The sequence below is a fragment of the Acinetobacter sp. NEB149 genome (genome assembly GCF_012516415.1).
Taxonomy (GTDB): Bacteria; Pseudomonadota; Gammaproteobacteria; order Pseudomonadales; family Moraxellaceae; genus Acinetobacter; species Acinetobacter lwoffii_V.
This window is the reverse complement of the sequence record NZ_CP051208.1, coordinates 1506165-1522776: the sequence shown is the minus strand read 5'-3', so window position 1 is coordinate 1522776 and position 16612 is coordinate 1506165. Positions and strand designations below refer to the sequence as shown.

Sequence of the window (16612 nt, the reverse complement as noted above, 5' to 3'; positions counted from 1 at the left end):
GAACCGTGGTCATTTTTTATTTTGAATTTTCATCCATTATGCTCCGCATCATAATTTATATTTTTGTTTTCATTCCTTGTTGTGTACACAGTCAGGCTGTGTTTTAACTTATCTAATATACAAACGTATAAAATGATTTACTGTTATTTCCGACCAAAAAATATGCAGCCATTTTAAATCTATCACTTCAGGTTCTATGAATTTAGGTGATCATCGTACTTCGATCTTATGTATCCAGTACATCGACAAACTGTGCATTGAGCACATTGGCAAGATCAGCTGGTTTTATTCCGATATCCAAGCCTCTTTTACCGCCACTGACATAGATCGTATTCAACTGTTCTGCGCTGGCATCAATCACCGTTTTTAATCGTTTCTTTTGACCAATGGGACTGATTCCGCCGACTAGATAACCGGTCAAGCGTTCTGCATGTTTAGGATCTGCCATCTGGAGTTTTTTGCATCCTACGGCCTGCGCTACTTTTTTCAGATTGAGTTGATGATGTACCGGTAAGATGGCAACAAAATACTGTTTTTCATCCGTGACTAATAAAGTTTTAAAGACTTCTTCCACCGAAAGCCCCAATTTCTCAGCAGCTTCTAACCCGAAACTTTTGGCATTGGCATCATGTTCATATTCATGAATGCTGTATTCGATTTTATTGGCTTTTAATAGTTTGCATGCAGGTGTCATAGAAAGTCTTGTTTGAGAGGTATCGCATGATTATATAAAGATTAGCTCAAGAAGTTAATGTAGATGAGGCAACTACAGAGCAAATTTTGCTTTAAGTCCGTATTCCGCTTCAATCAGACCTATTTGGTTCAATCTTTACGCTCTTCAATACTTTTAAACTCTTCTGCAAAGATGATGACGAGCAAAATATCAACAAATGTATGTGTTTTTGCCACTGTCTATGCGTTAGGTGAATCATATCTTTACTGCGTAGAAGACTTGAAGATGAACACATTCGTCACCTCACAGATCTATACACACGAAGCATATAAGTCGAGCGTTTTATCTTAAACCTGCTGAGATTCAACCCTTATATCTAGAAGATGAAGTACATTTTTGCACAGCACTTATCATGGATGCTTGAAGTTAAAGTAATGTAATTAATTCCAATCTATTGGAAGAATAGACCTAGGAAAATCCAAGGACAATAAGAGAAAATATCATTAACATATTGTCTTATCTTATATTTTTAAATTTTCATCACGTTTTAAGAAGCGGTCGATAGCTTATATATAAAGAGGATAATCAGCACAACTCTAAAGTCAGAATGTAAAGAGTTTTCTATGCTCTAGAAGTCGAACATTGCGGTAAAATCAGCCAGACAACTCTTGCTCAAAACTAAAAATATCACTAAAAGGAAGAATTTAGCGTTAACATGAAGATACAGTTACATAAAGGATATTAACTGTTTTTGCCAATTGGGTTTACAATGAAAATAATCTGAATACCCAGCGAATTGTAATTTTTTAACATTGCCAAATCTCTGCAAAGTTTTCATTATAGCGCCACTGTTTGCTATATGCTTTCTACGTTAATTCAAAGAAATTATAAATAGTAATGTAGAAAATCATGCAATAATAAGCAGAGTTTGCAGACATCTTGCAAACAAACCCCGATACTTTTTAATTGGAGCATGCTGGATGAGTTCGACCATTTTGGTTATTCATGGACCGAATTTAAACTTGCTTGGGAAGCGCGAACCGGAAGTTTATGGTCACCTTAGTCTTGACGATATTAACCAGCAACTGATTACTCAGGCTCAAAAGGCCACATTACAACTCGAAACGTTCCAAAGCAACTGGGAAGGTGCCATTGTTGACCGAATTCATCAAGCTCAGCAAGACGGCGTTCAATATATAATTATTAATCCGGCAGCATTGACTCATACCTCTGTTGCGGTTCGCGATGCCCTTCTTGGCGTTGCCATTCCTTTCATTGAAGTCCATCTGTCTAATGTGCATGCACGTGAGGCATTCCGACATCATTCGTACTTGTCCGATAAAGCCATCGGCGTGATTTGTGGTCTAGGTGCAAAAGGCTATGCTGCTGCCCTCGACTATATCATTGAAAAAATACAACCTTCTACACAATCTTAATTAGGAATACTGTCTCATGGATATCCGTAAAATCAAGAAACTCATCGACTTGATGATTGAATCTGACTTACAGGCGATCGAAGTTAAAGAAGGCGATCAGTCGATTGCATTAACTCGTCGTAATCCAGTGGTTGCAGCAGCTGTTCCTGCTATGCCTGCACCAGCAGCCGAAGCGCCAGCAGTAAAATCTCCTCGTGGCGCAGTTGAAACTTCACCAATGGTCGGCGTGTTCTATGCAGCACCAAGCCCAGGTGAACCGACATTTGTTAAAGTTGGCCAGACCGTTTCTGCAGGCGATACGCTGGGTATTATCGAGGCAATGAAAATCATGAACCCGATTGAAGCTACTCAAAGCGGTGTGATTGAAGAAATTCTGGTGAAAAATGGTGAAGTGATTCAATTCGGTCAACCACTTTTCCGCTACCGCGCTTAATCACCCCGGGGATTTATAATGTTGCAAAAAGTTTTAATTGCAAACCGTGGTGAAATTGCGTTACGCATCACCCGTGCTTGCAGAACTTTAGGGATCAAAACTGTAGGTGTCTATTCTGACGCAGACAAGGACCTGATGCACTTACGTTTCTGTGATGAAGCAGTATGTATCGGCCCTGGTGCGAGCAGTGACAGCTACTTGAATATTCCTGCGATTATTACAGCTGCTGAAATTACCGGCGCAGATGCAATCCATCCTGGTTATGGATTCCTCGCTGAAAATGCAGAATTTGCAGAAATCGTAGAAAATTCTGGTTTTATCTTTATTGGTCCGCGTCCGGAACATATTCGTTTAATGGGAAACAAGGTTTCTGCCATTATTGCCATGAAAAAAGCTGGTGTACCAACAGTACCGGGCTGCGACCATGCCGTAACGATTCACAATGCCATGGCTGAAGCCAAAGAGATCGGTTTTCCACTGATTGTAAAAGCTGCTTCTGGCGGTGGTGGTCGTGGTATGCGTATCGTAGAAAATGTCGATACCCTGCTGGAATCTGTTCAGGCTGCACAGCGTGATGCAGAAATGTGGTTCGGTGATGATACGGTCTATATGGAACGTTTCCTGCAAAAGCCACGTCACGTCGAAGTGCAAGTACTTGCTGATGGTAATGGTCATGCGATTCATCTGTATGATCGTGACTGTTCACTACAGCGTCGCCATCAAAAAGTACTGGAAGAAGCACCAGCACCGAACTTACCAGAGCAAGCACGTGCTGATATTCTAGAAGCCTGTGTCAATGCCTGTAAATTGATGCAATATCGTGGTGCAGGTACATTCGAATTCCTGTTTGAAGATGATGAGTTCTTCTTCATTGAAATGAATACGCGTGTTCAGGTTGAGCATCCGGTAACTGAAATGGTCACGGGTATCGATATTATCGAACAGCAATTGCGTATTGCTGGCGGCTTAGGTCTGGATATTCAGCAAGAAGATGTCAAGGTTTTAGGACATGCGATTGAATGCCGTATTAACGCAGAAGATCCATCAACCTTCTTGCCTTCACCCGGCAAGATTGAGAGCTTCTATGCACCAGGCGGCGCAGGTATCCGCTTAGACTCGCACATCTACCCAGGCTATAGCATTCCGCCGTATTATGACTCGATGATTGCCAAACTGATTTCGCATGGTAAGGATCGTGAGACGTCTATTTCTCGAATGAGAAATGCTTTGGAAGAAATGATTTTGACTGGCGTTAAAACCAATATTCCTTTGCATAAAGATTTAATCCTTCAGGATAAAAACTTCTGCAAACAGGCAATGGATATTCATTACCTAGAGAAGCATTTGTTAAAGCAGCTTGAAGGTGCTGAAGACAAAGCTTAAATCAAAGCTCATAAAAAAAACCGCTGTCATTCAGCGGTTTTTTTATTGTTTGCAATTTAAGGCAATACGCGTCTGAGCACAGCAAAACATTGTTCGGCTTTTTCATTGGCGCAGAAGTTAATGGTATAAGGGTTTTGCCATTTCACAAAATATTGCGAAATTTCACCAGACTGATCCACCTGATTGCCTGAACAGTCTTTTTCATTATTGTCATATTTTACTTGCAGAATCAGCGCTGGAATCTGCTGCGAAGGATCCTGTGCCGGCTGATAGTCATATAGCCCCGACGTCCACTCATCGCCACTTTTAATCACCACATTATTATTGCCTTTAAAATTATAATATTCGATACATTTTTTATTATTCGGGATTTCCATTCCCCACAATCCGACAATTTCCGGACGGGTTTTCACAGTAAATGTATTTGGGATTTCAGCAGCTTTAGCAGGAGCATTCGCTGGTTTTTTATTTTCTGTCGCCATTAGCCAAGGTGAGCTCATGAGTAAGATAAGGCTAAGACATATTTTTTTCATATTTACCGGCATCTTGTTAACAATTGATTCTAAATTATCATATTTTTTGGGATCGTGTCCCGCTCTAACGCAATTTCAATACAGAGTCAGAAATTATTTATCACATTGTTTAAAAACATGGATTTCCTTTCTGACTTTTTTTGTATATATTTCGTATATAAGAATCTTAATAGTTCGCATTAATAACAGATTAATCAAACAATAAAATTATATTTTGGGTCAAACTTAGTTGCTGAACAAAGTGATCATTCACACTTAAAAATTTGAATAGGATTTTAAATTTGCAATTAGCTCGAATAACAGAACACCAATTAAATCATGAAACCTATGCTTATTTTGTCATTGTTTTCGCTGTTTTAGTCTGTTGTTTTATTGGGATCGCAACCAGACCAATTGAGTATCTGGCCTTATTGTGGCCGGCCAATGCTGCCTTGTTAGCCCTGTTCTTACGCTTTCCACATTTAAATAATATGGGAGGTTGGCTTGGGTGCATTCAGCGCTTTTATGTTTGCAGATCTGATCACCGGGAACAGCCTATTACAAAGCCTGTTTCTTACCTTGTCTAATCTGATCAGCACTATTGTCTCGATATTTTTTATTCGATATTTCAAGATTAATTACAAATACTATAATACTGGTTATACATTCGTTCATTTATTTGGCATCTTCGCTTTTGCAGGCTGTCTGGCCAGTGCGGCTTTTGCAGTTCTCACCTTGCCAAATCTACCCAATTCATTCATGACCAAAGAGAATTTATGGATTGATTTTGGTCTGTGGTGGACCGGTGAAATGGTGAATTATATTGTGTTTCTCCCTTTAATCTTGGCATTCCCAAGAATAAAAGACATGCAGTATCTATTTAAAAACCGTCGTCAAAAACGTAATTACTTCAGCTATTTTTTACCTGCATCTTCAGTCGTGGCCTGTGTCATCATTACCAATATTTTTGCAGGCCCCGGCGCAATGCTCTACCCTCTGGCTGCACTGATCTGGGCTGCGTTGACCTATCGCCTGTTTAGCATGACACTGATTAATGCGTTTGTGACTATTTTAACCTATTACAGCCTGACGCGGTTTTATGCCACAACGCATGACACCTTGGCAGATTCTACGATTTATATTTCGCTCCGGATCGGGCTGTTTATGCTGGCCTTATCGCCGCTTATTCTTTGTATTATTAGTCAAAACCGCAATGAGCTGTTTAAACGGGTTCTCTATCTGGCCAATCATGACAGTCTGACCCGCACCATGAACCGTCATTTTTTCTTTCAGAAAGGTGAATATTTACTGCAATATGCCAACAGAATGGAATTTTCGGTCATCATGCTGGATATTGATCATTTCAAACGTCTGAACGATGATTTTGGCCATCATGTCGGTGACAAGGTGCTGCAACATTTTGCGGAAATCATTCGCTGCAATTTACGTGCTGAAGATCTGTTTGCACGAATTGGTGGGGAAGAATTTGTGCTGTTACTCTGGAATACCGAACCATCAGAAGCACGTCTTATTGCAGAACGGATTCGTGATCTGGTGGAAAAAACCCCGATTTATCAATCAGATGGCTCGCCCCTGTATATTACCGTGAGTGTGGGCATCACTCATCAAAATGAACCGCAGGCCCAAGACCTGCAAAACCTGATCAATATTGCAGATCAAGCCTTGTATCAGGCCAAACATCGTGGGCGAAATCAGGTGGTGCTTGCATCTTGAGCCTAAATGATCTACAACCTTGAAGCAGCAACACTAGGGAATGGCAATGAAATTTGAAGAATATCTGCAATATGACGGTTTAGGACTGGCTGATCTGGTCGCCAATAAACAAGTACATTCAAGTGAACTTTTATCTGCTGCACTAGAGCGTAGCTCAATTGCCAATCCCGAGCTAAATGCAATTATTATTCCGATGCATGAGCATGCATTGAAACGGAGCCAGCAAAATCTGTCCGGACCTTTTGCCGGTGTGCCTTTTCTGGTTAAAGACCTGTTTCAGGAATATGCCGGTTATCCAACTTCTTATGGTTGTCAGGGCTTAAAACGGATTGGTTATATCGCCGAGACCAATGCCGAGATTGTCAATCGCTGGGAAAAAGCCGGGATTGTGACTTTTGGACGTACCAATACTCCTGAATTTGGGATTAAAGGTATTACTGAACCAGATGCTTGGGGCAGCTGTAAAAATCCGTGGAATTTACAGCATAATAGCGGCGGCTCGTCCGGTGGTTCCGCTTCTGCCGTGGCTGCCGGAATTGTACCAATTGCGGGTGCTGGTGATGGTGGCGGCTCGATACGTATCCCCGCTTCCTATTGCGGCCTGTTTGGCCTGAAACCGAGTCGTGGCCGCACGCCTTGGGGACCACAAATGAGTGAAGCCATGCATGGCGCCGCGATTCAGCATGTACTGACCAAAACGGTACGGGATAGTGCTGCAATGCTGGATGCCACCCATGGTGAAGATCATAGTTCACTGTTTAAGATTCAGCGTCCACAGCATCATTATCTGGATGTGATTCAGCAACCGCCAAAAAAACTGAAAATTGCGTTTAGCACTTATTCTACGATTGGCACACCTGTTTCGCAGGATGCCATTAAAGCCATTGAACAAACAGCCAAATTGCTAGAATCTTTGGGCCATGAAGTGGTCGAAGACCGTCCAGCCATTGATGGCATGCAACTGGCCAAGGATTTTATTACCACCTGGTTTAGCCAGTTTTCATTTATGCTGGATGAAATCCAGAAAGGCTATCCGTCCAAATCGAATGATTTTGAACTGGACTCTTTAGCGCTGGCGGCTTTTGGGGCCAAAACCAGCGCGATTGATTATATCCAGAACCTGAATAACTGGGGCCAGTACGTGACCCAGATGAATCATTTCTTTGATAATTATGATCTGTACCTGACGCCTGCAACGGCGACAGTGGCGCCAAAAAATGGTGAGGTCAAAACACCAAACTGGCAGAAACCGATTCTTAAAGCTTTATTGAAACTAAATAAAGCACATTTGCTGGCGCAAGGTAAACTGGTCGACCAGATTGTGAAAGAAAATCTAAAATGGGTGCCTTTTACCCAGTTGGCCAATATTACCGGACTCCCAGCGATGTCTGTACCACTGTACTGGAATGAACAAAACCTGCCGCTCGGTTCACAGTTTATTGCGCCGTTTGCCCGTGAGGATCTGCTATTACAACTGGCAGCCCAATTGGAACAGGCACAACCGTGGTTTGGGCAATACGCCAAAATCCGTATTTAATACTGAGATGATATTTTCAAGCCTGTTTTTGCAGTTCGACTTTATTTGGCAATCCGAAAATCAGTAACAAGCCAAGCAAAGTCGATACTGCAGCAGCGATAAAAATAGATGTGCCGCCGACTTGATCCCAATAATGCCCAGCCAGAATACTGCCACTCGCCACGCCAACGCCCCACATCGTGCTATATAGCGCTTGTCCACGTCCTTGCTGCCCTGCAGAAAAATTCTGGAAAATCACTCGCATCGCAATCATATGAAATAAACCAAAACTTAAAGCGTGAATCGTTTGAGCAAAAAACTGTGCCATGAATGAAGCAGGAAAGACCCCGACGATGAACCATCTTAATCCGGTCATCAATAAGCATAACGTGACCAGATGGCGCCATGACCAGCGTGTCAGAAAGAACGTCGCATAGGCAAACATGATGATTTCCGCAATGACCCCGACTGACCAGAGCAGCCCAATCTGGCTGGTGCTAAATCCCGCCTGACTGAGATAATTGCTATAAAAACTATAAAACGGCGCGTGTGAAAATAGCAGAATCAATTCAATCAGGAAAAAACTATACACCACTGGGCGTTTAAATATCGGCCATAAGGGTTCGAGCTGTTTCTGGGCGGTAGGCGCCATCGTGGGCTCTTTAATGGTAAATGACCAGAGAAAGGCCAGAAATGAAATACACAGCAACAACACTGGCAACATACTGATGCTCATAATTTCAAAGACGGCGCCCAAGCCGAATACACCAATAATAAAACCGACAGATCCCCATTTTCGTACTTTGCCATAGAGTTCTGCTCTTTTTTCCCCGAGCCAAAACAAAGTCACGCCTTCAAACTGTGCCAAAATAGCATTCTGAAAGAAACTGAAAATCAGCATCAGTAAAGCTACGGACTGAAAGCTATTGGGAATGATAAAAATCATGAACCAGATACAGGCTTCCATCCAGGTGGCAATACGTACCAGCAGCATGCGTTTACCAGACTTGTCTGCAATCCAGCCCCAAATTAAGGGAGCAAAAAAGCGGGTGACGATTGCAATAGAAGATAAAATGCCAATTTCCTGATAATTGAAGCCCTGATCTTCTAGATACAGACTCCAAAAAGGCATGAACGCCCCAACAATCGCATAGTAAAAAAAGTAAAATCCACTGAGTCTATGCTGGATTGCTAGAACTGGCATTGATTTATATATCCTAATATTTTCAGAATGTTAAACTAAATAGATTTCTATAGCACTGTATTCGACGACTCTTGATTTTGCTACGAGCATCTCGCATTATTCTAAAAATAAATTTTCATAAGTTTATGGCTAAATTTTGCTAAAGTAAAAAACTGAACCGTACCGGGTTTGTCGGAGAGTCAATATTCTGAGAGACTATCCCGATGACAAAATTAAAATATACCCCTGAAATCAGAGAAAGAGCGGTTCAATTATTGATTGAATCTGAAAAAGATTATCCTTCTACTTGGGCTGCAATCACAGCAATTGCGCCTAAGATTGGTTGTACTCCTGAAACACTTCGTGCCTGGCATCAAAAGCATTTAGATCAGCAAAATCCTATTAAAGTACAACAGATATCTGATCAAGAAAAAATGAAGCAAATGGAACGTGAAATTAAAGAATTAAAGCGTGCCAATGAAATTCTACGTAAAGCAGCCGCTTTTTTCGCCCAGGCGGAGCTCGACCGCCCACACAAATAATGGTGGATTTCATCCATAACAATAAAGACTTATATGGTGTTGATGCGATTTGTAGGATTTTACCGATCGCAGCTTCAACCTATTACCGGACTCTAGATCTCTGCGAAAATCCAGAACATCGAGCAAAGCGAGATTTACATGATGAGCATCATGCTGAACAAATTAAACGAATTTGGAAGGAAAGTTCAGGTCGATATGGTGTACGTAAAGTCTGGCAAAAACTGAAACGTGAAGGCTATATTATTGCACGCTGTACTGTTGCTCGATTAATGAAAAAGCTAGGTATACAAGGTGTTTGGCGAGGTAAGAACAAACAAACCACCCGTAGCCGAGATGACCAAAAACGAGCAGATGATTTAGTGAAACGTAATTTTAGTGCTGATCGACCTGACCAATTATGGGTCAGTGACTTTACGTATATTCAAACTCATTCAGGCTGGGTCTATACCGCCTTTATTATTGATGTGTTCTCACGAGCAATTGTTGGATGGAAAGTATCTACACGGATGAATACAGATATGGTACTCGATGCACTTGAGCAAGCATTGCACGATCGAGGCATGCCAAAGAATGTGATTCATCATTCCGATAGAGGTGTTCAATATCTTTCTATTCGCTATACCAATCGTTTAGAAGCTGCAAATTTACGAGCATCAGTCGGTACAACTGGTGATTCATACGATAATGCTTTGGCTGAAACGGTGAATGGCTTATACAAAACAGAGGTGATTGAATATTTAAAAGCAGATTGGCAAGGTTTAGCAGATGTACAACTTGCGACACTAAACTGGGTAGATTGGTTCAATAAAAAGCGTGTACACAGTGCACTGGGTTATGTATCGCCTTTTGAGTTTGAAGCAATGTACTATGATAAGATTAACCCGTTAGGTCAGGTGGCCTAACTTAAATAAAAAAGTCTCCGACAAACCCGGTACGGTTCAAACTCTGTGCTGAGTTAAATTAAAGTAAGAACATAAATCGGCTTCTATATTGAGCACACGATAAAGAATGGAAACATTTTTAGAAAGGAGTTGGATGGACTTTAAATCTGAAGATCGATAATTACACAGACATTATCATTATTTTATGGCTAAAGTATGTCCAAAGAATTTTCAGATCATAGGCTAAAAAATTAAAACTAACTCTAGCTTTATAGCAAGGAGAAAATCAATGCCTAACTTTATAAAACCTATATGCTCGGGTCTAGTCTTCCTCCCTCTAATGGCAATAAGTATTTGTAGTGCTGCATATGCTAACACTTCCCCTATAGTATCTAACTCTCCAAAAGATAATATTCATCCCAATATAGATCATCATTTAAGTGAAAGTCTTTATCCTGATGAAGCAAACATAACTGAAAAAATCGCAGATATAATTGAGATATCGATTCGGAAAGAATATTCCACAGGTATCGCGCTACGTGATGCCCATCCCAAAGCACATGGTTGTGTACGTGCAGAATTCAAAGTAGATGAAGTTCTTCCTAAAAACTTGGTTCAAGGTGTTTTTATTCCGGGAAAAACATATCAAGCCTGGATTCGTTTCTCTAATGGTTCTAAAGATGCCCAACAAGCAGATATTAAAAAAGATGCCCGTGGCATGGCGATAAAACTTCTGGCTGTACCGGGAGAAAAGCTTTTAGATGATGAAACCTCTACTCAAGATTTCATTATGATCAATCATCCTGTCTTTTTGTGAATGATCCAGTCCGATATATGTCATTTATGCAAGATATAAATAGCGATAGATTTTTTAATAAACTGCATATTCCTTTTGCATTAGGAGCTAAAGGAACCTGGATTGCCTTAAATACGAGAAATAAAATTTCTAATCCTTTGCAAACTAGATATTGGTCTATGGTGCCCTATCAATTAGGAATAGGCACTGATCGTCAAGCTGTAAAGTATTCAGCTCAAGCATGTTCGACAGTGATAGATCCTCTTCCACATGCTCCCCATCATAATTTTCTAAGAGAAAACCTGCGCAAACATTTGCAAAAAAGTGAAGCATGTATGGAGTTTCTGGTACAGCCTAGAACATCAAACAGCATGTCGGTCGAAGATTCCATGACTGAATGGCAAGAAAGCCAAGCACCTTTTTACAAGGTAGCCACTATCCGTATTCCCCAACAAGTTTTTGATACGCCTGAACAAAACAAGTTTTGTGAAAACCTCTCTTTTACACCATGGCATACACTACCAGAGCACAAACCTCTGGGAGTAATAAACCGAATGCGAAAGGTGATTTATGATCGTATTAGTCAGCTTAGACATGATATGAATTCTACTCACAGATCAGAACCACATTAAAATATAAGTGCTTATATGAAGTTATTAGCTAAACTAAAATAACCTGTTGTACTGCTCATTCGCCTTAACTTAAAAGCTTTAGTTTACAAACTCTGTGCAGAGTTAATTTAGAAACATAAATAAAGCTGCTATATTAAAAATGACATTATAAAAAGGAAAATGGTTTCAGCGATGAAAATTAAATCTCCTATTATTAAATTAATCATGAGCTGTTTATGTTCAGGTTCAACATATGCAATAGCCTCTCCTCCACTTCCCGATAACAGCAAAATCCAAGCATCTCATATTTCGGAAAAAATACCGGGTACAATATTATCTATACAAGAACAAAATACTGATCTGTTTACGAATGCCTCACAACGTTTCTTAATTAATTATCGCAGTCGTGGCACAAAATCCGAACCCATTGTCACTTCAGGCTATATCTTGTTACCTAAAGGCAAATTCCCTAAAGATGGCTGGCCTGTTCTGGCTTGGGCGCATGGTACAACTGGCGTTGCTGATACATGTGCACCCTCTGGGGATTATGTGGGCGGGAGTCCATGTCTATCAGCAAATCGCTGCTAAAGCATTGAATGCCTGGCTCGCTCGCGGCTATGCAGTCGTTGCACCTGATTATCAAGGTTTAGGCACTCCGGGCGGTCATCCTTATATGAATGCGCGAAGTCAGTTGCATACTGTCGTTGATGCTGTACGAGCGATCCACCATTTAAAGCCTTATAGCTTTAGTAAAAATTGGTATGTTATGGGTCATAGTCAAGGAGGTGCAGCATCTATTAAAGTTGCAGCATCCGGTCAAAAAGATGCGCCTGAATTTAATCTTCGTGGGGCAATTGCACTGGCACCAGGCAGTTATCAATATGAAGGAATCGCTGAATATGTTGCCAGCAATTCGCAAATCACGACTAATGTCGCCGCATTTTTTCCAATTGTGCTTTTAGGAGCAGAGGCTGCAGATCCGCTGCTTGCTCCAGCAAATTTAGTGAGCCCAGAAATGGGAGAAATTCTTAATCATGCACGCAGTCGCTGTTTGTCAGAATTACAATCTGACCTAAAACAAGCACCTAAGACTGTCTTTAATTCAAATGTAAATCTGGCACCTTTGACCAATTATTTAAAAGAACAGTCTATTGAGAATATGAAACCGACTGTGCCAGTTCTGCTGGTACAAGGTGAGAAAGATCAACTGGTCGATTATCGTGGTACTTATGCTTACTACCAGCAGGTATGTACAAAGCAAAAATCTATCGTCTTCCATCTCGTCAAAAATGGAGATCATCGTGATTCCTTAAGACAGAGTGAATTTCTGATTGGAAACTTTATCCATTCAGTTGAACAAGGAAAAGCTTTGAGCACCTGCGCTACAAAATAACCCGGCGAGCTTTTGCATTTAATCATTAAAGACTCAAATATTTTAATCTTCATATTTATAGAATAGTCCTTTAAATAAGCACTATTCTATAAAGAGGATAAACTGATATTAATCCGTATTCTTACTTTCTGTTAAAACTATACTTACGATTTCGAATTGTTTTGAGCCCATCATTTTTATACTTTAATTCTTTAGCAAACAATAATTAGAATGAAAGAGGTTATTTATGTGCTCGAACTATGAATTCCCCTCAAAAAAACGTCTTTCCTTATTAGATATTCATGAAGATCAACTCGAACTGGAAATAAAAAGGCATGTTTATCCTTTAGCGCCTGCTCCAATCATTATGCGCGGTGCTGACGAATTTGAGCTGGATATTGCACGTTTCGGACTGATTCCAGCCTGGGCGAAAGAATTGAAATATGGCCGGCATACCTATAATGCACGGACTGAAACAGTGGCATCCAAACCGAATTTTCGACATGCCTGGAAAAACAACCAGTTTGCTTTAGTACCGGTCGATACCTTCTATGAGCCTAAATATATAGACGGCAAACCGCACTGGTTTGGTATTTCACGTGAAGATGGCAATCCTTTTACCGTGGCGGCGATTTATGATGACGCACACATTGATGGTGAGAAAATCAGATCATTTTCGATGCTAACCATAAATTCAGATCAACATCCCTTTATGAAACAGTTTCATGATCCGAATGACGAAAAATGCTCGATCATTGTGATTCCGGAAAAATCACGACATGACTGGTTGCACTGCGATCATGAACAAGCCCATGAATTTTTCTTTGAAATGAAAGATGAATTTATTGCAAAGCCTAGAGATCAACGCTTATTGGGAAATTAAAAAGCCCTAAACCAAGTTAGGGCTTCGTCCATGTGAAAAAGCTATTTTTGCTCTCTCAATGGATTTTCCGGTTCTGCATTGGGTTTTTTCTCTGGTTTGACATGCTTATAAGATGCCTGATTCCCTTTATCATCATTTGATTCTTTATGCGGATTTGATTCTTGCTCTGGCTTATTTGTCATATGCATCTCCTTCATACTTCATATCTGTATTAAGAAATAAATATGACATCTGCTGCTAAACATCAATGTTATTTATGTTGCACATTCAGTTTTTTTAAAAGACAAACTTTCCTTCAAGTGCTCTTTTACATTTCACAATTCCTGAAGTCCATCTGAGCAAATAAGCTGTTCAGCCTGATCGTAGATGGTACAGCAAAGAATATGAATTCGCGTGCGAGCCGATATCGAATACATGAAATTTTCTAACCTGATCCACTGCCGGAAAAGTCTTTTCATCTCAGCAAAACCTTTAGGATGATTGGCCTTAATTATTCCATACCAACCATCTAATGCTGTTTCAGCCTATGACCACTTTTGAGTTTCTCCAAGAGTTCGAGCGTAGATGCTCACCTACATATATTTTATAGTATTTTGCTATTTCAGTTCTAAGCAGCTAAGAATCTATTAAAATATAATCCTATTGAAATGATTCTCTTATAAAGTATTCCTTGTGAGAAATTATGTTTAGATCCAAAAATTTTATCAGTAAAGAAAAACCCCGCCAACTGATGATTGAACGGGGATTGATCTTCATTAATATGTCTGATGATTTGGCACATTATTCAATATTTTTCAAGCAATCACGACACTGTTTGACCTCATCATGGTCACACGTGTAGGTAATTTCAGTCGCACCATGAAGACCAAATAAACAAAATATAAATTGCATCATGTTTTTCTCCTGAGTGTAAAAAGCTCGATCCAACATCAAGCTTTATTGCTTTAAATATAGAATGACTCAATACAAAATGATTGGATCAGCGATCTAGAACAACTTCAGTACTCAGCTCTGTTTAGCCTTTAAGTAAAATTGAAGCTTTTGGGGCTAAGTTCGTACAGGCTCTTCAACTTGAGTCGTCTGATCCTTTTTACAATGATCACTTTTACAATGCTTGCTGCTCATCATCTGACACATTTTCTCTTTGCAAGATTTAAAACAACAGCCGACCATCACGCCCATGCCAAATGCGCATATACATCTCATCATAGCTTTGTCCTGTCTTTTCGTGAAAAGAGATATATAAATAACATCTATTCATGTATCTCTCCTGAGGGAATTTTCAGGCTTTATGTTGTGTATGAAAACTTATGTGAAAGAGAGTGAGCAAAAAATACAATCAGCAAAGAAAAAACCAGATTTAAGACGGAAAAGAAAAAGCCTGTTTAACTCTCCTAAATTAAACAGGCCTTATAATGTGCTGATTTTTAATTATTTTCATTAAGTTCTTAGAATGACGCCAAGATATCACTAGCCATGCAGCCAATCTGTGTAGGATATATAGATGCAATGTTTCAAAATATGAAAAAACCATTACTTTTGTTAATTAAATGACTGTAATTTATCCAAAAATCTTTTTAATGAGCAAATAAGACGATTAAATAACCAAAACCCAAGAAGAATTGCTAAACCTATAAGTGAGAATGGGTTAATTTAGATTTTTAGAAGAAAATTCCTTATTTCAGTCAATATCGGATGTTATGAATGTTCAATGTCTCATAAAGTTTATAGATCCCTGCTTTCTTTTTAGTCATTTCTCTCTATAATTTTTCATATGAGCATTAACAATATTTTGGCAGCATGAAAAATCGCATACTAATTACTTTATTGATGAGTCTGGCAATAAGCGGCTGCCAAAAACAGCAAGCAGAGAATTCAGCCGAGGCTGCTGCAAATATTAAAGCGCAGTTTGAACAGTCAGATAATCAACTCAGTGCTTATCTGGACAAACTCGACTCTTCAACAATTAGTTTGGAAGAAAGAACACGCATCCTGTGTGAACAATATCCTAAAGAATATAAAAATAACTACATGCCTGCTCTGCTAAAACTTGCTCCCAAGGAATATACAGAAAAAGAGTTGCTCACCGACCTAGACAATGCCTTGAATTTCTACAAGCTAAAAGCCAATATTCAGTGTTCATAAATACTTAGTCTAATCATGCAATGAAATATAAAAAAACCGCCTGATTCAGGCGGTTTTTTTATGAAGAGCGTATATCTTAAACAGAATTAACGCTGTGGTTTTCACTGATCTTGTTGATTGCGTGAACGTTGTTGCTGTTGGTTACTGTTTTGCTGTGGCTGTTGTTGCTGTTGGCCTTGCTGGTTTTGTTGCTGCTGGTCGCGCTGTTGCTGGTTGTTTTGACCACCCTGCGGCTGTTGTTGTTGCTGGTTATTTTGTTGCTGATTTGGGTTTTGCTGGTTGTTTTGTTGACTCTGCTGATCTTGATTGCGTTGCTGATTTTGCTGTTGCTGTTGTTGCTGCTGTTTCTGTTGGTCTTGCTGTTGATTATTAGCCATGGTGGTATTCCTTACTATTTGCTTTAAATTAAAAGCCGATAGGTTTCGACTTAATATCTACTCTACGCATTTTTTAGATTTCGCCAACCTTTAACCTGTTACAGATTAATTCAATGTAATAAATAGTAAGCTAAG

Annotated in this window: 12 protein-coding genes, 4 pseudogenes and 1 other annotated feature; of the genes and pseudogenes, 10 read left to right on the top strand and 6 right to left on the bottom strand. The window is 39.9% G+C overall.

All coding sequences use genetic code 11. From position 1 onward, the window contains the following. Nucleotides 1-226 precede the first annotated feature (226 nt). On the bottom strand, nt 227-694 hold the full coding sequence (gene ybaK / locus HGD77_RS07310) for a Cys-tRNA(Pro) deacylase (RefSeq protein WP_004280203.1): 468 nt from the start codon (nt 692-694) through the stop codon (nt 227-229). A gap of 959 nt (nt 695-1653) precedes the next feature. On the opposite strand from ybaK, the gene aroQ reads away from it, so the two are divergent. The 3 genes from aroQ to accC are packed head-to-tail and all read left to right on the top strand — an operon-like array spanning nt 1654 to nt 3925. After that, nucleotides 1654-2109, top strand: coding sequence for a type II 3-dehydroquinate dehydratase (aroQ, locus tag HGD77_RS07305; protein WP_004280201.1), 456 nt, complete (start codon nt 1654-1656; stop codon nt 2107-2109). Nucleotides 2110-2125: 16 nt separating this feature from the next. Beyond that, nucleotides 2126-2542, top strand: a complete 417-nt coding sequence (gene accB, locus HGD77_RS07300; protein WP_004280199.1) for an acetyl-CoA carboxylase biotin carboxyl carrier protein — start codon at nt 2126-2128, stop codon at nt 2540-2542. Nucleotides 2543-2560: 18 nt separating this feature from the next. Continuing rightward, nucleotides 2561-3925 carry an acetyl-CoA carboxylase biotin carboxylase subunit gene (gene accC, locus HGD77_RS07295; RefSeq protein ID WP_004280198.1) on the top strand — a complete coding sequence of 455 codons (1365 nt, stop codon included), beginning with the start codon at nt 2561-2563 and terminating at the stop codon, nt 3923-3925. 56 nt (nt 3926-3981) lie between these two features. Here accC and HGD77_RS07290 read toward each other — a convergent pair whose 3' ends face one another. Beyond that, complete coding sequence (locus tag HGD77_RS07290) at nt 3982-4425, bottom strand: hypothetical protein (protein WP_005100815.1); 444 nt, start codon at nt 4423-4425, stop codon at nt 3982-3984. A gap of 314 nt (nt 4426-4739) precedes the next feature. Between HGD77_RS07290 and HGD77_RS07285 the strand changes: the two are divergent. Further along, nucleotides 4740-6171 (top strand): annotated as a pseudogene (locus tag HGD77_RS07285) (diguanylate cyclase). A gap of 46 nt (nt 6172-6217) precedes the next feature. Then, a complete protein-coding gene (locus HGD77_RS07280; RefSeq protein ID WP_005266474.1) occupies nt 6218-7708 on the top strand; it encodes an amidase in 1491 nt (496 codons plus the stop codon). Nucleotides 7709-7724: 16 nt separating this feature from the next. Here the strand turns inward: HGD77_RS07280 and HGD77_RS07275 are convergent, their stop codons facing one another. Next, nucleotides 7725-8891, bottom strand: a complete 1167-nt coding sequence (locus tag HGD77_RS07275; protein WP_004280192.1) for an MFS transporter — start codon at nt 8889-8891, stop codon at nt 7725-7727. Between the two features lie 203 nt (nt 8892-9094). Between HGD77_RS07275 and HGD77_RS07270 the strand changes: the two genes are divergently transcribed. The 4 genes and pseudogenes from HGD77_RS07270 (at nt 9095) to HGD77_RS07255 (ending at nt 13955) form a co-directional block, all read left to right on the top strand. Further along, nucleotides 9095-10314 (top strand): IS3 family transposase gene (locus HGD77_RS07270; RefSeq protein WP_121980446.1). Its coding sequence is split into 2 segments (ribosomal slippage): nt 9095-9371 and nt 9371-10314, totalling 1221 coding nucleotides; the frame shifts between segments, so codons are not numbered across the junction. Beyond that, nucleotides 9370-9486 (top strand) — a sequence feature (AL1L pseudoknot). It overlaps the preceding gene by 117 nt. A 268-nt stretch (nt 10315-10582) precedes the next feature. After that, nucleotides 10583-11721 (top strand): annotated as a pseudogene (locus HGD77_RS07265) (catalase family protein). Between the two features lie 159 nt (nt 11722-11880). Further along, nucleotides 11881-13093: pseudogene (locus HGD77_RS07260) on the top strand (alpha/beta hydrolase family protein). 226 nt (nt 13094-13319) lie between these two features. Then, a complete protein-coding gene (locus tag HGD77_RS07255; RefSeq protein ID WP_005266487.1) occupies nt 13320-13955 on the top strand; it encodes an SOS response-associated peptidase in 636 nt (211 codons plus the stop codon). Between the two features lie 41 nt (nt 13956-13996). On the opposite strand, the gene HGD77_RS07250 is transcribed toward HGD77_RS07255, so the two are convergent. Both HGD77_RS07250 and HGD77_RS17225 read right to left on the bottom strand, forming a co-directional pair. After that, on the bottom strand, nt 13997-14137 hold the full coding sequence (locus tag HGD77_RS07250) for a hypothetical protein (RefSeq protein WP_005107128.1): 141 nt from the start codon (nt 14135-14137) through the stop codon (nt 13997-13999). 211 nt (nt 14138-14348) lie between these two features. Further along, nucleotides 14349-14527, bottom strand: a pseudogene (locus tag HGD77_RS17225) (type II toxin-antitoxin system HigB family toxin); the annotation flags it as partial. Nucleotides 14528-15755: 1228 nt separating this feature from the next. On the opposite strand from HGD77_RS17225, the gene HGD77_RS07240 reads away from it, so the two are divergent. Then, nucleotides 15756-16100 (top strand): hypothetical protein, encoded by a 345-nt coding sequence (locus HGD77_RS07240; RefSeq protein ID WP_005266495.1) that lies wholly within the window; start codon nt 15756-15758, stop codon nt 16098-16100. A 101-nt stretch (nt 16101-16201) separates the two neighbouring features. Here the strand turns inward: HGD77_RS07240 and HGD77_RS07235 are convergent, their stop codons facing one another. Further along, complete coding sequence (locus HGD77_RS07235) at nt 16202-16477, bottom strand: hypothetical protein (protein WP_005266497.1); 276 nt, start codon at nt 16475-16477, stop codon at nt 16202-16204. Nucleotides 16478-16612: the final 135 nt, after the last annotated feature.

What these genes read in the sequence shown, in the direction of transcription:
- HGD77_RS07275 (WP_004280192.1), bottom strand. Translation starts at nt 8,891, where the DNA reads ATGCCAGTTCTAGCAATCCAGCATAGACTCAGTGGATTTTACTTTTTT.
- HGD77_RS07255 (WP_005266487.1), top strand. Translation starts at nt 13,320, where the DNA reads ATGTGCTCGAACTATGAATTCCCCTCAAAAAAACGTCTTTCCTTATTA.
- aroQ (WP_004280201.1), top strand. Translation starts at nt 1,654, where the DNA reads ATGAGTTCGACCATTTTGGTTATTCATGGACCGAATTTAAACTTGCTT.
- HGD77_RS07250 (WP_005107128.1), bottom strand. Translation starts at nt 14,137, where the DNA reads ATGACAAATAAGCCAGAGCAAGAATCAAATCCGCATAAAGAATCAAAT.
- HGD77_RS07290 (WP_005100815.1), bottom strand. Translation starts at nt 4,425, where the DNA reads ATGAGCTCACCTTGGCTAATGGCGACAGAAAATAAAAAACCAGCGAAT.
- HGD77_RS07280 (WP_005266474.1), top strand. Translation starts at nt 6,218, where the DNA reads ATGAAATTTGAAGAATATCTGCAATATGACGGTTTAGGACTGGCTGAT.
- accC (WP_004280198.1), top strand. Translation starts at nt 2,561, where the DNA reads ATGTTGCAAAAAGTTTTAATTGCAAACCGTGGTGAAATTGCGTTACGC.
- accB (WP_004280199.1), top strand. Translation starts at nt 2,126, where the DNA reads ATGGATATCCGTAAAATCAAGAAACTCATCGACTTGATGATTGAATCT.
- HGD77_RS07235 (WP_005266497.1), bottom strand. Translation starts at nt 16,477, where the DNA reads ATGGCTAATAATCAACAGCAAGACCAACAGAAACAGCAGCAACAACAG.
- ybaK (WP_004280203.1), bottom strand. Translation starts at nt 694, where the DNA reads ATGACACCTGCATGCAAACTATTAAAAGCCAATAAAATCGAATACAGC.
- HGD77_RS07240 (WP_005266495.1), top strand. Translation starts at nt 15,756, where the DNA reads ATGAAAAATCGCATACTAATTACTTTATTGATGAGTCTGGCAATAAGC.